Raw genomic sequence first — 24,013 nt, forward strand, 5'->3', positions numbered from 1 at the left:
AAAGACTGCCTCAGTGCAGTCTTTTTTATGTTCAAGTAAAGGCAACGCTCCAGATCAATCGTATTGCAACTGCACTCAAGATAATCCCCATCACCCGTTCAAAATACACCCCGAACTCCAAAAAGCGTTTCCGCACAATCGGTTGTGCAAACATGATGCTGACTAAAATAAACCATAATGCATTGACTAGACACATCCAAATGCCATAACCAATTTGAACCTTTAACGGTGTGGTCGGATTGACAATGGTGGTAAAAATCGCCAGAAAGAAAATCGTCGCTTTCGGATTCAAAGCATTGGTTAGAAAACCCATATTAAAGGCTTGAATTAAGCTCGGTTTATCCATCACCTCGCCAGCTAAAATATCCAGATTGGCATTCGGTTGACTACGTAAACATTGCCAGCCCAAATAAATCAAATAAGCCCCCCCTGCTACACGTAATACCGACATTAACCAAACGCTTTGCTGGATCAATACGCCCACCCCGACCAAGGTGTAAAACACATGCACCGAAATGCCGACACCAATACCAATTGCAGTGATACAGCCAATTAGATAGCCATATCGAACACTCTGCCGTACTGTAATAATAAAATCAGGACCCGGTAAAACAACGGCCATAAAATGGATCAAAGCCAAGGCCAGAAACTCATGTCCATACAACTGCCACATTTGATTTATCTCCATCATGACTACAGGAAAAAGATTGTATTGCGCTTTTTAAAGCGCGATAATCCAATCAAATTCCAAATAACTTTTGCTTCATGAGCACAAATCAAAGTCTGGTTCTGTTAAATGAAATGGCAACCTTTGTCAAAGTTGTCGAAACCGAAAGCTTTTCTGAAACGGCACGTCAGCTCGGTTCAACCCCTTCTGCCGTAAGCCGTGCGATTGCACGTTTAGAACGGGCTTTAGGCACACGCTTATTACATCGCACTACCCGTAAACTGCGCTTAAGTGAAAGTGGTCAACAGGTGTACGAACGCTGTGTCGACATGGTCAATGCTGCGCAAGCGGTGATGGAAAGTTCAGGACAGTTTCATATTGAGCCACAGGGCATTATTCGGATCAGCGTGCCCAAGGCCGTTGGGCATTTTATGCTGCATCCCCATCTGCCCGAATTCTTGGCCCTATATCCAAAAATTGATATCCAACTGCTGTTGGAAGACCGCTATATTGACTTGATTGATGATGGTGTCGATCTGGCGATTCGCATTACCGAGCACCCCCCAGGTGGATTGATGGGGCGAAAACTGATTGATATTGATCATTTAATCTGTGCCACACCTGAATATTTACACAAGAATGGCACACCACAGCATCCACACGACTTAAAGCAGCATCAATGTATCTATTTGGGTGAACAACCGAATGACTCGAAATGGAAGTTCCAGCAAGAACAGAAATCCATTACCGTTGCCGTCCGTGGTCGTTATGCTGCCAATCATACAGGCGTGCGCCTCAGTGCCGCTTTACAACATTTAGGCATTGCCAGTTTGCCGTACTTCGTAGCACGCCATGCTTTGGAGCAAGGCACACTTGTTCAGGTCTTACCTGATTGGCATTTTAAAACCCACTATAGCGGTGGCGCATGGTTGCTCTATCCACCTACCCGTCATGTGCCACCGAAATTGAGTGTATTCATTCAATATTTAGCAGAAAAATTAGCCGCAGAACCGATTTTAGTTCAACAGAGCTCACCAATAAAAAATAATGATTAACTCATCTAAATTCAATAATTTCATCATTTTGAATTATTAACTCACTAAAATTTATAAACTCAATACTCAATTTTATTTATCATCTAGAAATAAAAAGAAAACTCTTTGGAATACATCATGCAATCAGCTGATCCTACCAATCCAACGCCAACAATTCCGTTCAGGCAAGCCTTTTTGTTCTGGCTGAAATTGGGATTTATCAGCTTTGGTGGTCCTGCTGGACAGATTGCAGTAATGCATCAGGAACTAGTTGAAAATAAACGTTGGATCTCTGAAAAAAGATTCTTACATGCGCTGAATTACTGCATGTTACTTCCCGGTCCTGAGGCACAACAGCTCGCCACCTATATTGGTTGGCTTATGCACCGAACGATGGGCGGGCTTGTAGCAGGTATTCTGTTTGTTCTCCCCTCACTGTTTATCCTGATCGCCCTATCATGGATTTATGTGCAGTTTGGTGATGTACCAATTATTGCAGGATTGTTTTATGGGATTAAACCTGCGGTCACGGCGATTGTCTTTCATGCGACTTATCGTATTGGCAGTCGCTCATTAAAGAATCCGTTTTTATGGGGTATTGCTGCTGCCGCATTTATTGCCATCTTCGTGTTTAACATCCCTTTTCCCCTGATCGTGTTAGCAGCTGCTATCACAGGCTATGTACTGAGTAAGAAAAAACCAGATTTATTTACGGTTCAGAATTCCCATCAAAACAGTCATAAAAGTTATGGGACCGCTCTAATTGATGATGATACGCCAACACCTGCCCATGCAATTTTCCATTGGTCAAATCTTATTAAAATCGTGATCATTGCAGCCTTACTCTGGTTCATTCCAATCACACTGTTAACCCTAAGTCTCGGTTGGCAAAATGGCTATACCCAAATGGCGTGGTTCTTTACTAAAGCAGCCCTACTCACCTTCGGCGGTGCTTATGCGGTATTGCCCTATGTGTATCAAGGTGCAGTCAATCATTATGCATGGCTGAGTCCCACTCAAATGATTGATGGGTTAGCACTCGGTGAAAGTACTCCTGGCCCGTTAATCATGGTAGTCGCTTTCGTGGGTTTTTTGGGGGCTTATAACCATGCGTTATTGGGGGCTGATCAACTCTTTTTAGCAGGTGCAATTGGTGCGGTGATTGTCACTTGGTTTACCTTTTTATTTTCCTTTGTATTTATTTTAGCGGGTGCACCAATTATTGAATCTACGCACAATGAACTAAAATTTACTGCGCCACTCACTGCCATTACAGCAGCCGTAGTCGGGGTGATTTTAAATCTGGCTTTGTTCTTTAGCTATCATGTGCTCTGGCCAAATGGCTTTAATCACCCGTTTAATTATGAAGCGGCCTTTATTACCGTTGCTGCACTGATTGCTTTATTCAAATTTCAGCTCAATGTGTTGTATGTGATTTTTGCATCGGCCTTTTGCGGTTTAATTTTATATATTGGCGCTTAATTGAATGTATCGAGTAGATCGAAACACTACTCGATGTAACTCAATCTTAAATATGGTGAATTTCCACAGAAGCATGCACGATTTCCTCATGAATCGCCAATTCAGCTTTAACCTGATCAGGATTGAGATCAGTGATTGTAGTTTCCAGTCCTAAAATGCAAGAGAACTTGCCTTTCCCGACCTTCCATACATGCAGATCGGTAATTTCAACCTGTGAAAACTGGGCAATCACCTCACGTATTTCTTCAACCACAGGATGCCCCATTTCTGCATCCAATAAGGTTTTTCCTGTTTCCTGCATCAAGCCCCAAGACCATTTTGCAACCAGCAATGCCCCGACAATCCCCAGCAAAGCATCCAGAAAATTCCAGCCAAAATATTTGGCCGCAAATAAGGCAATAATCGCCAGAACCGAAGTCACGGCATCAGCAACCACATGTGAAAAAGCTGCTTTTTGATTCAAATCATGATGATGATCATGGCCGTGATGATCTGCGTCACCATGAGAGTGATGATGTGAATGATGGTGATGATGCTCATGTCCCCCATCATGTAGTAACCATGCACAAATTAGATTGACGATCAGCCCCACAATCGCAATGGGAATCGCTTCATTAAAATGAATGGTGACAGGATTGAATAAACGCTCGAGTGACTGAATCCCCATCAACAGCGCCACTACCATCAGTAAAATCGCACTGCTGTATCCCGCCAAGATTTCAATTTTCCATGTGCCGAAACTAAAACGTTGATCCTGCGCATAATGTCTTGCCATACGATAAGCAAAATACGCAAGTCCCAAGGCCAGCATATGCGAACTCATGTGCCAGCCATCGGCAAGTAAAGCCATTGAATTAAAAAACCAGCCGCCCAGAATTTCCAAGACCATCATCACTGCGGTTAAAATAGTGGCAATCAAAATTCTTTTTTGTGCTAAAGGATTTCCTTGATCAAACTGATGAGAATGACGTCGTTCTAGGTTACTATGCTGCATTTATTTTAGTCTTCCAATATACTCCCCCTAGTATATATTTTTTTAGGAAAAAAAGTATGTCTCACCTCCATCAAGATAAAAAAATTTTAAATCGTCTTAAACGGATTCAAGGGCAGTTCGCAGCAGTCGAGAAATCGCTCACAAATCCTGAAAGTTCTTGCATAGAAGTTCTACAGCAGGTTGCGGCAGTCAAAGGTGCGGTGAATGGTTTAATGAACCAATTGATCGAACAACACCTAAAAGAACATGTATTAAAAGGTGCTGATCATGTGGATGAAGAAGAAGTCGAAAAGTTTTTCACCTTATTACAACGCTATCTATAAATACCAGATTTCGTCCGTGAGTTGTTCAATCTCGGAATGATCATGACTCACGTATAACATCGGAATTTTGATCTCCTGTTTAACGCGTTGAAAAAAGGGAATGATCTCAGCTTTATGCGCTGTATCCAGTGCAGACAGTGGCTCATCTAAAAGCAGTAATTGTGGCGAGTAGAGTAAGGCTCGTCCCAATGCCACTCGCTGTTTTTCTCCCCCAGACAGTTTAATCGGCATACGCTCCAGCAAATGCCCCAATTTGAGTAACTCAACAATATAGTCCACTTCAAACTGTCGTTGTTGTGGCGGAATATGCTTAAAGCCAAACCGTAAATTCTGTTTGACGTTTTTATGTGGGAATAATTGCGCATCCTGAAAGACCAAACCGACACGACGCTGTTGCGTACTGAGATGAATATTCTGACCTTGATCGAACCAAGTCTGATTCTGGATTTTAATCCAACCCGATTGAGGTCGGATTAAGCCCGCAATGCTGTGTAATATGGTGGTTTTCCCCGAACCCGAAGCTCCAAATAAACCAATCACCGACTGATCAGACTGAAAGCGTTGATCCAGACAAAATTGCCCTTGTTGTAACTGTATATGACAATCAATCATGTTGAAAATCCACGCTTATTTTTCTGATAACGGTTGAACCACTGTGCAAACCATAAGGCAAAGAACGCCACCGATAAAGACAGGATAATCAATCGCCATACCGCGGCTTCGGTATCGGGTTGCTGCATTAAACTATACATTGCCAACGGTAAGGTGCGGGTTTCGCCAGCAATATTGCCGACAAAGGTAATGGTTGCACCAAACTCACCTAAACTTCGGCAAAAACATAAAATAGCACCGACCAAAATACCGCTACTGGCGAGCGGTAATGTCACTTGGATAAATGCCCCAAAGGAAGATGCACCCAAGGTTTTCGCAGCCAGTTCCAAGCGTTGATCGACCAGTTCGATCGCCAGTCGAATCGATTGCACCAATAAAGGAAAGCCCATCACCGCGGAAGCCAATACCGCGCCCTTCCAATTAAAAGCAAACTCTAAACCCAGCGGTGCAAGATATTGCCCCAACAGTCCCCGATTACCAAACAATTGCAGCAATAAGTAGCCAGGCACGACAGGTGGCAAAACCAAAGGTAAGAACACCAAGGTCTCAAATAGTGACTTTCCCCAAAACTCTTTGCGGGCCAATACCCAAGCCACTAAAGTTGCAGGAATTAAGCTAAACACCAGACACGCTGCTGCCACTTTGCAGGACAGCTTGAGAACTTCAATTTCTTCAGGGCTTAAGATCATCATTTAATTACTGCAACACGCTAAACCCATATTTTTTAAATATCGTTTTTGCCTGTCCGCTTTGTAGAAATTTATAGAATTTAACCGATTCCGCATTCTTCTTGGTTAAACCCACGGGATAAATAATCGGTGGATGCGTATTTTCCGGGAAGATGCCCGCCACAACCACATCTTTACTGATGGCCGCATCCGTCGCATACACAATCCCCACCTGACATTCACCACGGGCCACAAAGTTTAAAGCAGCACGTACATCTTCTGTTTCAACCAATCGTGGTTGAACTTTGTCCCACCACCCTAGTGAGGTCAACGCCTGTTTAGCATATTTCCCGACCGGCACACTCTTGGTATCCCCGGTACACAGCTTGCCTTGAATCACTTGAGTTGGATCAAAACTCTTATCCATTTTTAATTTAATCGGACGCTCTTTAGGCGTAATTACAACCAGTCGATTGCCCAGTAAATTGATGCGATCGGTTGGTGCAACTAGCTGTTTATTCTGTAAATAATCCATCCATTGTACATCGGCTGACATAAACACATCTGCAGGTGCGCCAGCTTCAATTTGCTTGGCTAAGGTTGAAGAACCTGCATAAGAGGTTTTGACCTCAGTCTTATTCTTTTGCTCGTAAATCACATCGAGTTCATTCACTGCATTGGTTAAACTTGCCGCTGCGTACACAGTAATTGCGTCCGCGGCTACGGCATAGCTCTGCATCAATAAACTGGCCCCGAAAGCGACAGCACAGAGATAGGTTTTTTTCATCATTATTGGCATTGTTTTGTCCTCAAATTTCGATATGTTTTTAAGAATATATCGCTTAATAAAGATACACTAAAAATAACAATTCGCCAGTCTTGTTATCCTTAATCCATCATCTGCGTATAGAGAAACAAAATGATCTAACAATTGGCATCAAGATCATTATTTGGTGCAAAAAATCAGTTTCTCGCCAATTTAGTGCATCTCCATATAAATTCCGATATAAGCGATAGATCAAACATTCACTCAATCGTTATTTACCGAAAAATATAGCGATTAGCCATATTTTGCTTTCCAAAATAAAAAAGACGCCTATCCAAACACCAACTGAATGGTGCTGAATAGACGCCTTTGTCTATTTCTAAAGATAGCCTAGATCGCTACCCTTGTTCTGTTTCAGCAAAAGATGTGCCAAATGATTTTTAAGCTTTTACAAGATTTGAAGCTTAAAGCATGCCTTAATCTCTAACCGCTAAATTCTGTTTCGGCAATAATTTACAGCCACAAGAGAGTGGGTCATTCACTCTAGCAGCGGCTTTACCCATGACTTGCATATTTGGATCACCAGCAACAATCGTCGCCACAGTTTTATGTTTTGGACAAGTAGCCTTATCCCCAACACAAGCGATCGGAATACCTTCTATGAGAAAGCTGCTATTTCCACTGATGACCTGCCCACCACCTGTGGTTGGGCAACCAACAACGATATAGGGTGTTGCCATAATCCCATCCCTCACATTTGGATTTATAAATAATTAAAGTACTTCAAATTCAATTCGGCGGTTTTTCTTACGACCGTCTGCAGTTGCATTATCTGCAACAGGTTGACTTGAACCTTTACCTTCGGTACTTAAACGATCTGCGGCAATACTTTTACTGACCAAGTAACTTTGTACCGCTGCAGCACGTTGCTGACTTAACACCGTATTCTTATTGGCATCACCAGAGCTATCAGTATGGCCAATAATTTTGACTTTCTTGCCACCAACCTTATTTAATGCCACTGCCATTTCATCCAGAATCTGTTGTCCTGCCGCAGTCAGAATGGCACTACCTGATTCAAATTCAATGATTCGGTTCTTCAAAGCATCATCAATGATTTTTTGCTCGGCCTGATTCACTGAAAGTTGTGCATTAAAGCGATACGGTTGCTGAACCAAGGCCTGAAAATTATTGGTGGTCGGTTGAATCTGATTTGGGTCGGTCATTTTACCAGTTAAATCAACCTGAGTTCCTCTAACTCGTAACTGACCTTGTGAAATCTTTTTTAGATCAGGAGTGATGACACGAGTCACTGAATCACTCCAACCACTCGGCGCAGACACTGGACGTACCTGAATTTTGTCTACGACTTGATCTGCACCATAAACAGACTGCATCTTGACTAAGATCGCCTGCTTACTCTCCTCATTGGGCACCACACCCTCCACCACAATCGGCGCAGCATGGAGTAGATGGCTTTGACCTAAAATACATAAGCCAAACAGTAAACTTGCCCAGATAGATTTCGGATTATTTCTCATATTCATTCATCTAAAAAAGTTTGTCTGAACAGCTTCAAACCTTGGTTAAGGCTCAACTGACGCTGACAAAGTGATTGTTCGAGTGTGGCAAGGCCTGCATTCTGCTCTAAATAGGCATCAATCCATTGTGCTTGGATTAAGGATACCCAATGCTCGCTCTGCATGTTTTGGGTAAAAATATCGCTGAGTGCCATGATGTCCGCGCCTTGAAAACCAATGAATAATATCGGCTCCTCACGATGCAAGATGCCGATCAGGATTTCAGTATTATTGATGCCTAAGAAGCGTCCAATCATCCCAACCCAAAACGCTGCGATTTCATAGCAGTACATCGCGTTATTGATCGGTAGGATCAGTACCTTATTTAAACGACTGGTACCATTTTTTAAGATCGGTTGTAGTAAAAGTCCCAATCCGATCATGCTCTGTGCCAGTTCATAGACATTGATTTTCATCAATTGGGCAAAGGAATGCATGGTGTGATTTTCATAAAAACCATTGCATTCTTCGGCAGTGAAAATCTGAACCACATTCGGTAGGTTGTTGAGCTTCTCCAGCATAATATTGGTATCACGAATACTGCGTAATACCCGATTACGCTGGAATAAATCGACCAAAACTGACTTGTAATAAAACGGCGCCAATAATAAATTTTGATAAGGCTGCTCAACTTCAAGCAATTGACTCAATACCATCGGAAATGCACGTCCTGAGCTGTCTTGACTAGTAATCAAGTTTGCAGCTAAAAACATCGACTCGGCAGGATTAGCAATAAAAAAATCCAAAGAAGGTAAAGACTCATAACGTTGCTTGAACTCAGGGCTGCGCATGGCATGTTCAAGTGCTTCCGTAATCCACTGATCCAGCACTTGAATTAATGCATACTGCCCTTTGGATTTCAGAAAGTCACCACGAGCGGGTGTCTTTCCATAGTACAAAGCTGTCGTTTTTACTTGCTGCATCCAAGCACCTCCTGCTGTTCCCTGATCATCCCGAACATTACGGCGTTACTCCTGACTGTGCAGGCGCAGTGGTTTGTGGCTTTGGTGCGACAGCTGCAGCAGCCCCCGCAGGTGTTGCTTGCGCAGAGACCACACGTACCGCTTTCTCTGTCACCACTTTATCCACCAATTGTAAGCCTGCATAACCACGGCTAGAGCCAATACTGCCCGAGCTATTACCACTAATGAGGCGGAAATTCACCTTCAATGTTAAAGATGGTTCAGTTTTGCTGGTCCATGTCATTTCAAAACTACCATTTTGCTCTTTACGCTGCGCCGCATCGATCAAACGGTTAATCCCATATTCACCAGGTTCTTCAAAAATCGTATGGGTTTTACCTTCCAAATCGACTGCAGTAATACGCGCGCCCGGAATTGCACCTTGGTTCGGCCATACGAAGTTCACCCATTGCTGGATCCCATTTTCAAACACCATGCGCTGACCATCAATATCAATGGTATACGACAAGTATTGTGGGTTTGGTAATGGATAGAACTGGAAGTTCGATTGATTCGATACAGGTGCAGCCGCAGGTTGATCTAGGCTGCCTGTTGCCATGCCATTGATCGGTGCCACATATTGCTGGAATGCCATGACAAATTGTGGATTTAGGCTAATCCCTAGATCCTTCCATGTTTTCGAGGTCAAGACATAACCACGGCGGATCACAAATGGATCTAATGCTTCTTTCACAAAGCGCGCAATGCTACCCGTCTCACCAAAGATTTGACCAATTTCACTACTGGTGGCCTGTAAAGTCACACCCGAATTAAATGGATACTTTTGACTTAAATTGGTTTTAAATGGTTGATACGCTTGGATACCCCACAATTTATTCAACTCATCTTGAGTCGGTACAATCAAGCTGGCAAATGATTGCGTCAGTGGCGTCATCAACAATTTTTGTAATAGCTGTTGATCGGTGTCTTTCAGCCCCACCATCATCTTCTCATCCACATATTTCTGTGTGGTATTAAAAACTGAAGTTTGATCATTGATGGTCTGTTTCACCAATGCCATCGCACTTGGACCAATCTCACCTGCGGTTTTCAGGTCATTGAACTTACTACGCACTTGGGCAAGATTGTTCATGTACTCATCGAATAATGATTTATCTTGTAAATCATCACGCTTACGTACCAACTGATAGAACATTTGATATTCTTGCGAAATTGCACCTTGGGCACGATCCATCGCTTGAGCTGCTGCTCTATCATCTGAATTGTTCAGAACTTTACGTTTAAACCAAGCGACAAAGCCTTTTTCAGGAACAGCCAGTTCCGCCTGTACAATTGGATTATCCCAGTTTGTTTCAATTGCAATGCGTTGTACTAAAGTACGAATTGGTGAATTTTGTGGTTCGCCTAAAACATCAATACTCTTCACTTGCTGAGCAAATTGATCGTTTTTGGCATAATAAATGCCGTTCAGGAATTTTTTCCATTCCGCCACATATTCTTGCTTATACAATGCGACCAATTGTTTGCGGATTTGTTCTGGGCTACCAGAGAAGGTTAAATCATCCGATTGACGACTATTCAATACCCAATCTTTGCTGTCTGTTGGCTTATTCGCAGCTTCATCAATTGCCTTTTCAACATACTCATCCCATGCCTTTTGCGTAAACACACCTGGTAATGCATAGCTACCCAAAACAATGGCACGGTTTTGTTCACCCACAATTTGCCCAACCGTGACTGCTGGGAAGCGTACCGCTGCACGCATCTTAATCTCGTTATAGACACGGTCACGTGCTGGCATACCACGAATCACTGACAATAAAACCTGACGGGTTTGATCGACCACTTGGGCATCAGTTTCAAGTACAGGGAAGCCGTCTTGATTGGCCAAAGTCATGGCATAAGAAAGGATCTTCTCTGCATCCTGAATCATCTCACCACGCGGCATTTGTCCGCGATTGGCATCTAGCCAAGAGCGCCAGAAACGAGATACTTGGTCACTTAAATGACTGGTATCCATATATTCATGGTTACTCATCATCAAATAGGCTTTTAATGCATTATAAGCATCTTGTGGATTGCTATCCGAAGGCTCTAAATACTGCTGTGTTTTCGCAACTTGTTTGATTTCGACATTGACGTGATTGGCTTTTAAAGTTGCCTCGTTATTTTTAACACGCTGTAAATATTGCGCAATATTTTGCTGTGTTGGGGTCAGAACAATTTGCTTGATCCCTTTCAAATACTCGGCTTTTAAGCTCTCGCGTAATTGATTCCCTTGGTAAAGGCCAAAGCTGAATTTAAGCGGACGATGCTCATCAAACTCATCGAGCTGCTGCAAGCGTTCTTGCAGAATCAATAAGGCTTCGAGTTGAGTCGATAATTGCTGCCCAGAGGTTTTTTCCAGATGCACCACTTTATCTAAGTCAGCCTGTACATCCGCAATCAATTGCTGGTTATTGCGATATGACCAGACCCAAACGCCCAAGACCAAAGAAACCCCAACCAATGCCGCAATAAAGCCAATATAGCGCTGACGTTTTTTGGCAGGATTGATGTGCTGTTTCACCAGATCTTTATCTCGCAAAATCACATTAGAGAATAGACCTTGTAAGAAATAACCATGGTTGGGTGCAAGCGAAGCATTTACGCTGTCTTGGCTATTGCCCTGAACTTGCTGCAGTTGAAACTCTTGCGCAATGTTCTCCGTCATTGGGCTTTCAATCACACCTTCTTGTAAGGCACTGGTAAAATAGAAACCACGGAAAATCGGTTGGAACTGGTATGGGTTATCTTCAAATAATGTGCCGACAAAACTTTTTAGCGCAGGTTTGAGTGTTTTAAATTCCAATGGGAAGGTCATGACACTTGGCGAAATATTCTGCGAATGGCGACGACTTAAATGCGTAGTACTGACACTTTTTAAACCGTCATAAAGAATGCTGTAATGTTTTTCGAATAATTCCACTGCATTCTGAGATGAATTCTGCTCATAAGGTAAGGTTGCACCCCATGCCTGATTATATTCTTGTGACTCATAGCAATCAAAGAACTCTGTAAAGCCTGCAATCAAGTCCATTTTAGAAAAGACTAAATAAACAGGAACCACGACCTCAAGTTTTTCTGTTAAGTCTTGAATTCGAGCGCGCAGATTTTTGGCTAATTTTATTGAGTTCTCAGGACTCTGGCTGATCAATTCAGCAATACTGACAATCAGGACCAAACCATTAACAGGCGCTTTGGAACGATTTTTCTTTAAAATATTTAAAAAACCCAACCATTCAGAATGATCTTCGGAATAAACCGAATAACGCCCTGCGGTATCCAGCAAAATCCCTTCTGTAGAAAAAAACCAATCACAGTTTCGTGTTCCACTTAAACCCGCTGAAACCATTTTCTGATGTGTTTCTTCAAAGGGAAACTTCAAACCAGAATTATAGATTGCAGAACTTTTACCCGCAGCTGGATTACCAATCACCATATACCAAGGCAATTCGTACAATGCGGCATTGCCCTTTTTATCACCCAATTTAGATTTACGAATCAATTGAATTGATTCTTTCATCTGCTGCTGAATTAACTGTAGCTCGGCTTTGTCTTTATGTTGACCATATTCAGCTTGGCTGTCTTGCTCAATCGCATTGGCCAGTTCTTCACCTTGTTCAGCATGGCGTTTTCTTTGAATCAGCCAATAGATGCCATAGATGATTAAACCCAATGCATAGGTTGCTGCCAATGCCCAAAAGATATGCCGAGGAATAGACGAGTATGAAGAAATCAGTGCCACGAATAAGGATAAAGCAATAATAGCTTTAGGATTCGTGATGTACTGCCACAGATAACCTAAAATGATATACATTGAGTTCTCGAATTCTTAATAAAGTTAATTAATCAGCAATTGCTACACTTTCCTGATCTGGTGTGATCTCAGGAACAGCTTGGATAAATGCTTGTAAATTTTGTCCATAAACAAAGGCAACCTGTGACTCAGAAAAATGCGCCCCCAACATTAATCCAAACAGTTTTGCCACGTTTTGGGTGTGTCCAAAAATCGGTTTGCAGTACAAGTAATGGTGTGCCTCGACTGGACTTTGCTTAAAAAACTGTTCCAATTTTTTGGACACCTTGACATCAGCACCATCCTCAACCACCAATACAAAAGGGTCTTCAGCCTGATACTGGGGTAAGTCATCAATCCCCAGCTCTTTGAAAATTTGATCGATATTATTTTGGTTGCTGACCAGCTTAAAGGTCTTCTCGGGTTGTAACTGTTCTAGCTGCACCGCAGGATTCGCTAGACAACTACTGCTCACAAATTCCGCAGGGATATAAGCACTTGCTCCCCAAGATCTTTCATCAATAATTTCTTGATCAATTTCTGAATCTGCCGCAATGATCAATGAAATTTCATGAGCTTGGTTTTGAATCCGCTCAAGTAACTCCAGCAGATGTTGCTCAGTCGATGCCGCACTGAGGTAGTGATATTCAATATGGAACTTTTGGGGAATGATGCTAAGATCGTAAAAAATGGCCTGAATACTTTCATTGCTACTCAAGTCATTCCAGGTATGCACCACATCTTCAGACAATAAAATGTGTAGATTTAATTTATCCAAACGATAGACCTGCTCTACCTGAATGGATTCATGCGCTTCATCGTCCGAGAAACTTGGATCAATCCATGCAGGGTGCATCCTGTATTCATGTAGATTTTGACTTTCATAAAACAAACTAGACCGCTTTAAGTGGTCTGAAATCGAAGCCAAAAGTTCAGTGTGCTGTTCAATTTGATGGTGAATCAAAGCCATGATGCGCTGCTGTCGAACCGACAAGAACTGCAATTCCTCATCATCCTCGCTTTGCACCTGTTGATCTAAGTCTGCAATGCGATAAGAGAGAATGGGTATCCCATGAAAATTCACCAGATCTTGATCTAATTGAGGACTGCTAAACTGCTTGATTCCCTCCAGAATCGAATCATTTTCACCTAATGCACTATATGCACCTGCCGCATAGAGATTTAGTTTTAACCATTTACTCTCTAACACAGTCGGTTGTGATTCAGTGGTGTTCTGCTCTGCGTTTTGTTCGGCCTGCAAAGCGTGTTGCTTTTTTTCTTTATGATGTTGATAAGCTTTATAGATCAACCAAGGTGACAGTAACACCAAGGTAATGACAACTGGCAAGATCAAGAAATAATTAATTAAATCGGCAGATTCTGGCTGATATTGAATATCACGCCAGTAATAAACCACCACCAAGCCGACCAAAATAAAGCAACTGATGAGTGTCGCTAAAATTTTCTTCACCATTATGCGGCTCCTAAAAGTGCATAACGTGTTTCCGTGTTATGTTGTAATTGTTCAGATGGCATTAAAAATGCCCCTTGACCCAGACCAGTCTGATGCCCAGAATTTAAACAAATTGGATTGATTTCACGTTTATCCAAAATCAAACGTACATCAATAAACAGTGTTGGGCTGCACCATGTCTGGATTAGGTGTTTTAACTTTTTATTTAAAGGCTGGTCAGGCAGAAAAGCTAAATACTGTTCTCGGGGTAATGGCCCGATTTGAATCTCGATTTTGCCATCAATTTGCTGAACCTTATCTCCACAAAAGGTATTCACACCCAGTAGGCTTGGATTGCTGCCGCCTAAGCGGGTCTTCTGCTCATCAGCCAAATAAAAAGTTTCTTTAACAAATTCTTGGATCTGAACCTGTTGATTAAACACACATGTCAACACCGTTTTTAACGCATGCGCAGTATTGTTTTGCCCCTGCATCAAACCAGAAAATTCTGCAAAATACTCATCTAGATCTTGTTGTTCATGCTGGGCGCGAATATAACCATTTAAAGCATGCAAAATATCCAGATAATGATTGTCTTGTTCAATCTCATAACGCACTGCCAAGTTATAGGCCAAGCTAGCATCAACATATTTGGCCGTCAGCTTATGATTGAATAGACCTAAAAATTCTTTAATCTCGAGTCGTTGCTGTCGGCTACTTTGTTTTAATTTATTGGTATAGGTATAAGGCAGTGCCCCTTGTGTCCCTGTAAGTCCGACCACCAGATTGGTTAAATGAATACGCTGATCTTGATAACTGAGTTCTTCAATTTCAGTCGCAGGGAAACTTAAACTAAATGAGGTGCCAAATTTAAAATCCTCAGACCAACGCTTTACTTGTGATGCCTGTGGATGATGGCGTAACAAGCGTGTGGATTGAATAAATTCAAATGAACCTGACTTTTTAAAAACTTGATCGACTACAGAAGAGTCTTGCCACCAACGTTCTGCACGCATTGGTATATCTCCTGCTGGTTAAGACTGTCTTTGACGACCACATCAACAAAACTATTGATTTGAACCTTTAAATTAAAAATATGGCTTAATAACTGGCTGAAAATATAGAGACTATGTCCACGAAAAACGCTCTTATTCACCGAGAGCTCTGCCTTAACCCCACGAATGAACATCGGGAAAGGTTTTGCATTCATCAATTTATTGGTGGTTGAGAAGTTGAGCTGTTTCAGAGCGTCAATCAATAAAATATTTTCTTTGGAATGCGGTAAGTTATATAAAGCCAAAAGCTCCTTCACATGGCTCAATGCATCCCCTTTCATTAAGGCCAAAGTATTCAACGAAAGATGAGAAATAATGCGCCATTGCTCATTGCTGTTTTTATCAAAATGATAAGGCGATGTCGGACGCTTTAAAATCAAGGCTCGTCTTGCCAAACTACTGTCATTGAGATTCAGAATATTATTGCTCTGACTTAAGGCTTCATGTGGCAAATCGCCATTGGAGCACAGCAACCGCGTACTAATAAAATCTGATTTGATTTCATAAGGTTTCAAATGTTTGGAAACAATCGAATACCCCATTTGCATAATTTTCGTCTGAGAAGGCAGATAATTTAAAGAATAGAAAAACTGCACCTTATCATTGTGATAATGACTCATTGCAAAAAATGGCAATACAGGGAGATGGGTTTGATCCTGATTGGTCTTTTCACGCACCATATTCATCTCAAGGATAGAATAGACTTGATACAACTCAGGATGATGCGCATCCGTGACCAATGGATATTGTAGTTGCGTATGTGAGATCTTTTGCGGTTCGGCCTGCTTTTCAAACAGATTAATTGCTGGTGTCGTAAATAATTTAAAGTTAGCGATATTGAGCTCGGAATAATTGCGAACCACCGCTTGATCATTCAAATTAAGTTTGAGATGGATCAAAATTTCAAAGCTGTTCTGCTGCTGTAATAATCCCTTGAGCACACTTAAATCAAGATTCAGATAATTAAACTTCTCAGGGAAGCAAAAATATTCCATCAATAAGCGATAAGCGTGGTGGGTATGCTGATCAATCGGCAATAGACTTTCTTGCTCGCTAAAACCCATCACCTCAAAAGGATTACTCACCTCGATGACGCGCTGCCCAACCCGAATTGCAAAACCTGTATCTTTACGAAAAATACTATCCAAAACTTGCAATGGAAAATTTGAAATCGCATCTAAATAGATCGGTAATTTTTCATCCAAAATCCATTGTTGAGCATCATTAAATATTTCAAATTTCAAACTCAAGGTCGCATTTTGATTCAAATGCATATGCGTGCTCGGTGAGGTTTGAAACTCCAAATGCGTCAATTCAATTGGTAATAATCGAACCTCATTGCTGGTATTAAACTCACATTGCACACCTTTAAAACTGCGTGACTTCAAGGCGGTTTTTTGCGGAATCAAATGTGCTGCAGTTAATTGTTTAAGTTTATTGCTATCTTCAAAACTAACCACAGTACAAGCAGGAAAATGGCGTAAATATTGAGGAAACATGACCTCAAATAAAGAATGGGTAAATAGCTCATAGCTATCAGCTAACTTTTTATCAATACGCGCTGCAATCAGTGAAAAGGCCTGAATTAAGCGCTCAATATGCGGGTCATCAATTTGTTCTTGGTTGAGCGATAGACGTTGCGCAATCTTCGGATATTTCTGCGCGAACTCTCGAGATTGTTGACCGAATTCTTGTAGTTGTTTTTCATAATACGGTAAAAGTTGCTCTATCACTGTTCGCTCACACTAAGTTCTGGCAGAAATAACATATTGTTGTGTTGTTGGTTTGAGTAAAGCATCGAAAAAAACAGGTTCATATAATGGGTGAATATTTAAGTAAGCCTGAATACTCAAACACAGCGATCCCATATTATGCCCATCTAATAACATCTCAACTTTGATCTGCCGCAATCTCGGCTCATGCGCTGCAATGGACTGCTCAATCGATTGACAAATTTTATCTCGATCCAATGGATTGGCCGTCGACAAGCCGACGAAATCGATAATTCCAAACTGCAAAATTGATTTTTTTGCCAGCGGAAATTCATCCATATCTCGATCAAATTGTGCGACCCGACTATTCAACAAGTCTTCCAAATCACGAGCAACTGACTCTCGTAACTGCTGAATCGACATCCCTCTTAAATAATCTTCTTGCTCTGGTACTAAACGATCAAATAATGTTGATCTGAATCCATAAGGATATAGATGATCTAAATTCATTTTTATAAGAACAGCATCTTGGAAAAATAGAGGCTAATAGGCACCTATTAACCTCTATTAGAAAATCACGATCCTAATTACGCAGCGTATGAAGCTGTGTTATTAGAAAGTGACCATTTCTTAGTAACAGCACCTTTCGCAGTACCGTTAATGTCTTGTTGGTTATAAGTCCACTCAACAGCAGCGTATTTCAAACCAAATGTTTCTGTCGGAACACCTTCTTCGTTTACAGTCGGTGTTACGCTAGAAACAAGAACGTGTTTCAATTTGATTTGTAAGTACTTGATACGCTTATCACCATTTGCACGGTAGTAATCGATCTGTACTTCATCAAATGTATAACCTGCAGAACACGCTTCCCAAAGTTTAGGACTAGTTGCGTCCAAATCTTTAACGAAAATCATGTCTGAATGCTCAACACGTTCAGCTGTATGGCCACCTACGCTACTAGAAGTCGCAGATTTAGGTTGACGAATGTTATGAGACCAAGAGTTAACTTCTAGCCAACCTTTGTGTTCAGAATCGCGAGATTCTCCGTCTACCTTGTACTTACCACGAAACTCAACATATATATCTTTCATTTAAAAATTACCTCTATTTTATTTAAAGTTATTATCTAGCTGATCTCATTGTTAATTTGAGGACTGAGGTAGTTCAGTCACGAGTCGTAAAGAAACAGACAACTCATCCAGCTGGAAATGTGGTCTTAAGAAAACCACAGACTTGTAGTGACCTGGTTGAGCAGGATCTTCTACAACTTTTACAGATGCCTCACGAAGCGGATATTGTGCTTTTGCTTCTTGAGATGCACCATCATCTAGCAAGACATATTGCGAGAGCCATTCATTTAAAAACGCTTCGACATTGCCTGCAGATGCAAAACTTCCCACTTTGTCACGCATCATTGCTTTTAAGTAATGTGCAATGCGCGATACCGCCATGATGTATTGGATTTGGCTAGAAAGTGCAGAGTTTGCATTCGCCGTATCACTGTCATATTTCTTTGGTTTTTGAGCAGACTGTGCACCAAAGAAGGCTGCATAATCTGTGTTTTTGCAGTGAACCAATGGAATAAAGCCAAGGTCGCTGAGTTCTTTTTCACGACGGTCTGTAATGGCAATTTCCGTTGGGCATTTAAAAACCACTTCACCATCTGAGGTTTTAAAGGTGTGTACTGGCAAGCCTTCAACCAAGCCACCGCCTTCAACCCCACGAATCGCCGCACACCAACCATGCATATCAAAGGCATTGGTTAAACGTGTACCGAACGCATAAGCGGCATTCATCCACAAATAATCATCATGGTTTTCACCAGAAACATCTTCAACGAAGTTAAAGCCTTCAGTTGCAGTGCCTTCTTTCGGATGGTATGGCAAACGACCTAACACGTGTGGCATGGTCAATGCGACATAACGAGAATCTTCGCTGTCACGGAAAGAACGCCATTGCACGTATTCAGCTGTTTCGAAGATTTTTGAAACATCACGTGGACGATCAATATCCGTGAACGACTCAAGACCAAGAATGCTTGGGCTTGCTGCCGAAACAAATGGCGCATGTGCTGCTGCAGCAACATGAGAAATTTGTTCCAATAAATACATATCTGACGGTGTACGATCAAATTCGAAATCACCAATCAGTGCTGCATAAGGCGCACCACCAAATGAGCCGTATTCTTCTTCATAAATCTTTTTGAACAAGGTGCTTTGATCAAAATCTGTTGCACCTTGGAAGTCTTTCACCAACTCTTTTTTGGTCGTATTCAACATACGAATTTTAATCATCGAGTTAGACGGTGTTTCTTGGCAAAAATAGTAAAGACCACGCCATGTCGATTCAATTGTTTGGAACTGTTCATGGTGCATAATCTCACTCAATTGATTCGAGATTAAGGCATCAATTTCTGCAATACGCTTATCAATCGACAAGGTCATATTTTCAGAAACAGTAATTGTTCCTGCCATGACTTCTTTGGCCAATTCACCAATTAAGCTTTTTGCACGAACATGTTCATCGTCATTACGGGCAATACGGCTTTGTTCAACAATTGAATCCAACAAATTTGCTGACTCAGCTTCAACACTCGCTGCAGCAGCTGCTTGTAAATTACTCATTTTCAGCCTCCGCACTGAGTTGACGGACTTGATCCGTATTTTTTAACACTTCATCTAACAAATCTTCTAAGCGTTCGCTGTTTGAAATCTTGTTACGCAGATCAGTCAAACGCTCACGTGCTGCTACCAGCTTACGTAATGGATCTACTTGTTGAACCACTTGCTCTGGGCGGAAGTCTTCCATTGAGTTGAAAGTAAGGTCAACCGACATGCGCCCACCTTCTTCCGTCAAAGTATTTTCAACTTGGAAAGCCGCACGCGGAGCCAAAGATTCCATCACTTCATCAATGTTATCTAAATCAACATTGATAAATTTTTTGTCTTTTAACTTGGTCTTTTCTAGCTCTGATGCAGCGGAGAAATCTCCCATTACACCCACAACAAAAGGGAGTTCTTTTGACTCTTTACCATCACCAACTTCGACATCGTATGTCAGCTGTACACGAGGGGGACGTATGCGTTGCAGTTTCTTCTGTACGCTTTCTCTCTTTGCCATAACTTTTCACCCTTGATTATTATTTCAACGAATCGAATGGATTCGAACCTGCCTTTTGAACAGTATTTGGTTGTTTGCTAACTATTGGTGTTACAGCCGTTTGACGTTTTACCGGTGCAACTGTTTGAGTAACAGTACTACGTGTTGGTTGAGTTGTACGTACTTTTCTGTTCGTTGTACGTCGCGTTGTGTTATTGGTCGACGTATTTCGCATCTCATTTTTTACTGATTCATCGGTGATCGCCTTGCTCGTTGAGGTATCTGGAGCAGGTAAAGCAACACGGATGCTGTCACTGAGCTGTTTTGCTGGTGGATAAGTGAGCTCATTACTCAAATAGCGCATTTCACTTGAGCGCATATGTTGCAATGCTTCATTGGCAATTTGAACACTGGCTAAAAAAGTAACATCCGTTAAAGTAGCACCGCGTACATTTTGCTCTTGTAACTGCGTTGCCAGTTTTAAAGCATTCATCGGTTGCTTTAATTCATACATACGCATTGCTGCTTGAGCCAATAAATCGTTTACACGCGAAGCATTATCTTTGTCACAAACTTGTTGATAAATATCTAATAAAGCATGATCCGTTTGGTTTACTGCCAACGGATTCTGTTTTAGACATTTACTTTTTAACTTAATTGGTTTTATTTCTTTATCATCAGCAAAAGCAGAATTACCGATTAAACCTGCTGTTATACAAAGAATTGATATTACAATACCTTTTTTCAAAATATGCCTCGTCATTATTTAACTTATAATTGAAGAGCTGACAATTATTGTTAAAAAACCCTCTTACTCGTCAATTTTTGTACATTTACATCATTTCCGCGAATTTAACAAAAAAAACACATACAAAGTCAATACTAGTTACGTTTATTAACATTATTAAATTTTCATGACAGACATTCCTGTAAAAAAAAATTTAAAACTAGTGCATTTTTTGTTTAAAAGTGACATTTTTTGTTGTAGAATAATCTGTATACTCGAGCAGAGTTATATTAAGTTTTTGATTTTATTCAAAAAATATTTCTAGCAAAAACAACCATACCAAGTTAGAAGTTAGTAAATAGCGCTTGGTATTTAAAAATTATTGTGAGTAATAAATGAGTAACTTAAAAGTTTTAATTACAAAACTATCAGCTCCTACTCGTACTGCATTAGAAAAGTCTGCAAACTATTGTATTAACCAATTGAATTATGAAATTGAGATTGAACATCTATTCGTTGAATTATTAAATCAAAACATAGTCAATGATTTACACATTTTATTAAAAAAAAATAATATCTCTGCTGATGCCTTAATTACTGATTTAAAAGAAACCATTGCTTCTTTACCTAAAGGTAATACCCGTACGCCCATCTTTGCAAAATCAATCATTCGGTTATTTGAACAAGCATGGTTACTCGCTTCTGCAGAACAAACGCCTTTAATACGTAGTAGTCATTTATTGATAGCATTGTTAACTGCGCCTGATTTACAACAAATCGCATTTAGAGCATCAAGCTTATTTGAACGTTTTCCAATCGACACAATGAAACATAAGTTTCTCGATATTTGTGAAAAAAGTAGCGAACAACCACAAACAGAAAACACCTCTAACAATGCTGAACAAACATCAAATACTGAATCTACCGTCACTGCTGCAAAAACACCTGCCCTTGATCAATACACGATTAATCTGACTGAAAAAGCAAAACAAGGGGGTATTGATCCTGTTATTGGTCGTGAGTTTGAAATCCGACTCATGCTGGATATCTTGATGCGTCGTCGTCAAAACAATCCAATTTTGACGGGTGAGCCTGGTGTAGGTAAAACTGCTGTTGTTGAAGGATTAGCTTTAAAAATTGCACAAGGCTTAGTACCCGAAGCACTCAAAAATGTACAGCTTCATAGTTTAGACATGGGTCTGTTACAAGCAGGTGCAAGCGTTAAAGGTGAGTTTGAAAATCGTTTAAAACAAGTGATTCAAGAAGTACAAGCCTCTGCTCACCCAATCATCTTATTTATTGATGAAGCACACACCATGATTGGTGCTGGTGGGCAAGCTGGACAAAATGATGCCGCAAACTTACTCAAACCGGCATTAGCACGTGGAGAATTAAGAACCATTGCTGCTACAACTTGGGCTGAGTACAAACAATACTTTGAAAAAGATGCAGCCCTCAGCCGTCGCTTTCAGGTGGTCAAAGTTGAAGAGCCGACCGAAGAAGTGGCGATCGATATGTTACGCGCCATGATTCCAGTGATGCAAAGTCACTTCAATTTGCATATTGAAGATCAAGCCATTATTACTGCAGTTCAAGCCTCTCATCGCTATATCAGTGGTCGCCAACTCCCAGATAAAGCAGTAAGCGTACTCGATACCGCTTCTGCCCGTGTTGCTTTAACTCAGAATGCACAACCTGTGATTCTGGATCAACTCAAAGCACAACAACATAATCTTAAATTAGAACATCAAATTATTAGCCACGAACATCAACAGTTCCCGATCCATCATGAACGGTTAGATGATCTTAATCAGCAACTTGCAAACTTAGATAAAGAAATTCAAGACACTGAAACTAAATGGCAGCAAGAATTAGCACTGGTTAAACAAATCCAGCAATTGAATGCACATACAGAACAGGACAATAAGACACACATTGCTTCACTAAGAGCGGATTTAGCACAATTACAAGGTCAAACACCTTTGGTATTTGAACGTGTCAATGCACAAATCATCAATGAAATCATTTCAGATTGGACCGGTATTCCTGTTGGGAAAATGGTGAATGATGAAATCAAACAAATTCTAAGCCTTGAAGACAAGCTTGGCGAACGCGTCATGGGTCAAGATTATGCGCTTACTCAATTGGTGCAAGGCATTAAAACCTCTAAAGCAAAATTAGAAGATCCTAATAAACCACAAGGTGTGTTCCTATTGATTGGCCCAAGTGGTGTGGGTAAAACTGAAACTGCCCTTGCGCTCGCCAATGAGCTGTATGGCGGCGAAAATCATCTCATCACCATCAATATGTCTGAATATCAGGAAGCACATACTGTCTCATCGTTAAAAGGTGCCCCTCCTGGCTATGTCGGCTATGGTCAAGGTGGTGTTCTCACCGAAGCCGTTCGTCGCAATCCTTATAGTGTGGTGCTATTAGATGAGATTGAAAAAGCACATAGTGATGTTCAAGAATTATTCTATCAAGTCTTCGACAAGGGAATGCTTGAAGATGGCGAAGGTCGTGTGATTGACTTTAAAAACACCACAATCATCCTGACCTCAAATACAGGCTCAAGTGCAATTATGCAGGCATGCTTAAATCAACCTGTAGAAGAATGGCCACATGCCGAAGACTTAATCGAACATCTAAAACCAAGTTTATATAAGCAGTTTAAACCAGCCTTTATTGGTCGTATGCGCATTGTGCCTTACTTCCCACTGCATGATGAGTTATTGGTTCGGATTATTAAACACAAGCTTGGGAAAATTGTTGATCGTATTGAAAAGCAGTATGCAACCAAGGTTCAGTATTCTGATGATTTAATCGAGTTGCTGTTAAGCCGTTGTACTGAAGTGGATAGTGGTGCGCGAAATGTGGATAACATCCTCAACTCAACCGTCCTTCCTGCATTGGCAACTGAAATTTTAGTGGCTTTAGCTGAACATAAGTTACCAAAACTGATAGTGATTGATAGCAAAGATGATGAAATTACCTATCAATTAGATCCTGCTGAGAAAGTAAGCAAGAAACGTTCGAGTAAAAAAACCAAAGCTGAAGTGTAAATTTTAAGATTGAGCCAA

At 41.1% G+C, this 24,013-nt stretch carries 21 protein-coding genes; 4 read left to right on the forward strand and 17 right to left on the reverse strand.

Features of this window, described 5'->3' with window-relative positions:
• Positions 1-31 precede the first annotated feature (31 nt).
• Positions 32-673, reverse strand: coding sequence for a LysE family transporter (locus A7P55_RS21125; RefSeq protein ID WP_171553674.1), 642 nt, complete (start codon positions 671-673; stop codon positions 32-34).
• 92 nt (positions 674-765) lie between these two features.
• Here A7P55_RS21125 and A7P55_RS21130 point away from each other — a divergent pair, with 92 nt between their 5' ends.
• Both A7P55_RS21130 and chrA read left to right on the forward strand, forming a co-directional pair.
• Positions 766-1,722 carry a LysR family transcriptional regulator gene (locus A7P55_RS21130; protein WP_171553675.1) on the forward strand — a complete coding sequence of 319 codons (957 nt, stop codon included), beginning with the start codon at positions 766-768 and terminating at the stop codon, positions 1,720-1,722.
• 117 nt (positions 1,723-1,839) lie between these two features.
• Positions 1,840-3,183, forward strand: coding sequence for a chromate efflux transporter (chrA, locus tag A7P55_RS21135; protein ID WP_171553676.1), 1,344 nt, complete (start codon positions 1,840-1,842; stop codon positions 3,181-3,183).
• Between the two features lie 46 nt (positions 3,184-3,229).
• Here chrA and dmeF read toward each other — a convergent pair whose 3' ends face one another.
• The gene (gene dmeF, locus A7P55_RS21140) at positions 3,230-4,177 is read right to left on the reverse strand and encodes a CDF family Co(II)/Ni(II) efflux transporter DmeF (protein ID WP_171553677.1); all 948 of its coding nucleotides are present in this window, start codon (positions 4,175-4,177) and stop codon (positions 3,230-3,232) included.
• 56 nt (positions 4,178-4,233) lie between these two features.
• On the opposite strand from dmeF, the gene A7P55_RS21145 reads away from it, so the two are divergent.
• Positions 4,234-4,500, forward strand: a complete 267-nt coding sequence (locus A7P55_RS21145; RefSeq protein WP_016651958.1) for a metal/formaldehyde-sensitive transcriptional repressor — start codon at positions 4,234-4,236, stop codon at positions 4,498-4,500.
• Here the strand turns inward: A7P55_RS21145 and A7P55_RS21150 are convergent.
• The 15 genes from A7P55_RS21150 to A7P55_RS21220 form a co-directional block, all read right to left on the reverse strand.
• Positions 4,495-5,112 carry an ATP-binding cassette domain-containing protein gene (locus A7P55_RS21150; protein ID WP_171553678.1) on the reverse strand — a complete coding sequence of 206 codons (618 nt, stop codon included), beginning with the start codon at positions 5,110-5,112 and terminating at the stop codon, positions 4,495-4,497. The genes A7P55_RS21145 and A7P55_RS21150 overlap by 6 nt on opposite strands.
• Complete coding sequence (gene modB, locus A7P55_RS21155; RefSeq protein WP_171553679.1) at positions 5,109-5,804, reverse strand: molybdate ABC transporter permease subunit; 696 nt, start codon at positions 5,802-5,804, stop codon at positions 5,109-5,111. The genes A7P55_RS21150 and modB overlap by 4 nt, the downstream gene beginning before the upstream one ends.
• Before the next feature lie 4 nt (positions 5,805-5,808).
• The gene (gene modA, locus A7P55_RS21160) at positions 5,809-6,579 is read right to left on the reverse strand and encodes a molybdate ABC transporter substrate-binding protein (protein ID WP_171553680.1); all 771 of its coding nucleotides are present in this window, start codon (positions 6,577-6,579) and stop codon (positions 5,809-5,811) included.
• Positions 6,580-7,022: 443 nt separating this feature from the next.
• Complete coding sequence (locus tag A7P55_RS21165; protein ID WP_171553681.1) at positions 7,023-7,286, reverse strand: PAAR domain-containing protein; 264 nt, start codon at positions 7,284-7,286, stop codon at positions 7,023-7,025.
• A 33-nt stretch (positions 7,287-7,319) separates the two neighbouring features.
• On the reverse strand, positions 7,320-8,093 hold the full coding sequence (locus A7P55_RS21170) for an OmpA family protein (protein ID WP_171553682.1): 774 nt from the start codon (positions 8,091-8,093) through the stop codon (positions 7,320-7,322).
• Entirely contained in the window at positions 8,090-9,049 is a 960-nt protein-coding gene (gene tagF, locus A7P55_RS21175) for a type VI secretion system-associated protein TagF (protein WP_171553683.1), read from the reverse strand. Before tagF ends, A7P55_RS21170 begins: the two co-directional genes overlap by 4 nt.
• Before the next feature lie 37 nt (positions 9,050-9,086).
• The gene (gene tssM, locus A7P55_RS21180; RefSeq protein WP_171553684.1) at positions 9,087-12,908 is read right to left on the reverse strand and encodes a type VI secretion system membrane subunit TssM; all 3,822 of its coding nucleotides are present in this window, start codon (positions 12,906-12,908) and stop codon (positions 9,087-9,089) included.
• A 28-nt stretch (positions 12,909-12,936) separates the two neighbouring features.
• Positions 12,937-14,361, reverse strand: a complete 1,425-nt coding sequence (locus A7P55_RS21185) for a hypothetical protein (protein ID WP_171553685.1) — start codon at positions 14,359-14,361, stop codon at positions 12,937-12,939.
• Complete coding sequence (gene tssG, locus A7P55_RS21190) at positions 14,361-15,356, reverse strand: type VI secretion system baseplate subunit TssG (protein WP_171553686.1); 996 nt, start codon at positions 15,354-15,356, stop codon at positions 14,361-14,363. The genes A7P55_RS21185 and tssG overlap by 1 nt, the downstream gene beginning before the upstream one ends.
• Entirely contained in the window at positions 15,320-17,128 is a 1,809-nt protein-coding gene (gene tssF, locus A7P55_RS21195; protein ID WP_171553687.1) for a type VI secretion system baseplate subunit TssF, read from the reverse strand. The genes tssG and tssF overlap by 37 nt, the downstream gene beginning before the upstream one ends.
• A gap of 12 nt (positions 17,129-17,140) precedes the next feature.
• Positions 17,141-17,617: a type VI secretion system baseplate subunit TssE gene (gene tssE / locus A7P55_RS21200; RefSeq protein WP_171553688.1), complete on the reverse strand. Its 477-nt coding sequence runs from the start codon at positions 17,615-17,617 to the stop codon at positions 17,141-17,143.
• Between the two features lie 77 nt (positions 17,618-17,694).
• Complete coding sequence (locus A7P55_RS21205) at positions 17,695-18,198, reverse strand: type VI secretion system tube protein Hcp (RefSeq protein WP_004654761.1); 504 nt, start codon at positions 18,196-18,198, stop codon at positions 17,695-17,697.
• Between the two features lie 51 nt (positions 18,199-18,249).
• The gene (gene tssC, locus A7P55_RS21210; RefSeq protein WP_004805523.1) at positions 18,250-19,731 is read right to left on the reverse strand and encodes a type VI secretion system contractile sheath large subunit; all 1,482 of its coding nucleotides are present in this window, start codon (positions 19,729-19,731) and stop codon (positions 18,250-18,252) included.
• Positions 19,724-20,227: a type VI secretion system contractile sheath small subunit gene (tssB, locus tag A7P55_RS21215; protein WP_004805522.1), complete on the reverse strand. Its 504-nt coding sequence runs from the start codon at positions 20,225-20,227 to the stop codon at positions 19,724-19,726. The genes tssC and tssB overlap by 8 nt, the downstream gene beginning before the upstream one ends.
• 19 nt (positions 20,228-20,246) lie before the next feature.
• Positions 20,247-20,954, reverse strand: coding sequence for a hypothetical protein (locus tag A7P55_RS21220; protein ID WP_171553689.1), 708 nt, complete (start codon positions 20,952-20,954; stop codon positions 20,247-20,249).
• 374 nt (positions 20,955-21,328) lie between these two features.
• Here A7P55_RS21220 and tssH point away from each other — a divergent pair, with 374 nt between their 5' ends.
• Positions 21,329-23,995: a type VI secretion system ATPase TssH gene (tssH, locus tag A7P55_RS21225; protein ID WP_171553690.1), complete on the forward strand. Its 2,667-nt coding sequence runs from the start codon at positions 21,329-21,331 to the stop codon at positions 23,993-23,995.
• Positions 23,996-24,013: the final 18 nt, after the last annotated feature.

The organism is Acinetobacter sp. Ac_5812 (assembly GCF_013072695.1).
Classification (GTDB): domain Bacteria; phylum Pseudomonadota; class Gammaproteobacteria; order Pseudomonadales; family Moraxellaceae; genus Acinetobacter.

Bases quoted from the DNA above. Each gene is read 5' to 3' on its own strand.
- A7P55_RS21125 (WP_171553674.1), bottom strand. From the start codon at position 673: ATGTGGCAGTTGTATGGACATGAGTTTCTGGCCTTGGCTTTGATCCAT.
- A7P55_RS21130 (WP_171553675.1), top strand. From the start codon at position 766: ATGAGCACAAATCAAAGTCTGGTTCTGTTAAATGAAATGGCAACCTTT.
- chrA (WP_171553676.1), top strand. From the start codon at position 1,840: ATGCAATCAGCTGATCCTACCAATCCAACGCCAACAATTCCGTTCAGG.
- dmeF (WP_171553677.1), bottom strand. From the start codon at position 4,177: ATGCAGCATAGTAACCTAGAACGACGTCATTCTCATCAGTTTGATCAA.
- A7P55_RS21145 (WP_016651958.1), top strand. From the start codon at position 4,234: ATGTCTCACCTCCATCAAGATAAAAAAATTTTAAATCGTCTTAAACGG.
- A7P55_RS21150 (WP_171553678.1), bottom strand. From the start codon at position 5,112: ATGATTGATTGTCATATACAGTTACAACAAGGGCAATTTTGTCTGGAT.
- modB (WP_171553679.1), bottom strand. From the start codon at position 5,804: ATGATGATCTTAAGCCCTGAAGAAATTGAAGTTCTCAAGCTGTCCTGC.
- modA (WP_171553680.1), bottom strand. From the start codon at position 6,579: ATGCCAATAATGATGAAAAAAACCTATCTCTGTGCTGTCGCTTTCGGG.
- A7P55_RS21165 (WP_171553681.1), bottom strand. From the start codon at position 7,286: ATGGCAACACCCTATATCGTTGTTGGTTGCCCAACCACAGGTGGTGGG.
- A7P55_RS21170 (WP_171553682.1), bottom strand. From the start codon at position 8,093: ATGAATATGAGAAATAATCCGAAATCTATCTGGGCAAGTTTACTGTTT.
- tagF (WP_171553683.1), bottom strand. From the start codon at position 9,049: ATGCAGCAAGTAAAAACGACAGCTTTGTACTATGGAAAGACACCCGCT.
- tssM (WP_171553684.1), bottom strand. From the start codon at position 12,908: ATGTATATCATTTTAGGTTATCTGTGGCAGTACATCACGAATCCTAAA.
- A7P55_RS21185 (WP_171553685.1), bottom strand. From the start codon at position 14,361: ATGGTGAAGAAAATTTTAGCGACACTCATCAGTTGCTTTATTTTGGTC.
- tssG (WP_171553686.1), bottom strand. From the start codon at position 15,356: ATGCGTGCAGAACGTTGGTGGCAAGACTCTTCTGTAGTCGATCAAGTT.
- tssE (WP_171553688.1), bottom strand. From the start codon at position 17,617: ATGAATTTAGATCATCTATATCCTTATGGATTCAGATCAACATTATTT.
- A7P55_RS21205 (WP_004654761.1), bottom strand. From the start codon at position 18,198: ATGAAAGATATATATGTTGAGTTTCGTGGTAAGTACAAGGTAGACGGA.
- tssC (WP_004805523.1), bottom strand. From the start codon at position 19,731: ATGAGTAATTTACAAGCAGCTGCTGCAGCGAGTGTTGAAGCTGAGTCA.
- tssB (WP_004805522.1), bottom strand. From the start codon at position 20,227: ATGGCAAAGAGAGAAAGCGTACAGAAGAAACTGCAACGCATACGTCCC.
- tssH (WP_171553690.1), top strand. From the start codon at position 21,329: ATGAGTAACTTAAAAGTTTTAATTACAAAACTATCAGCTCCTACTCGT.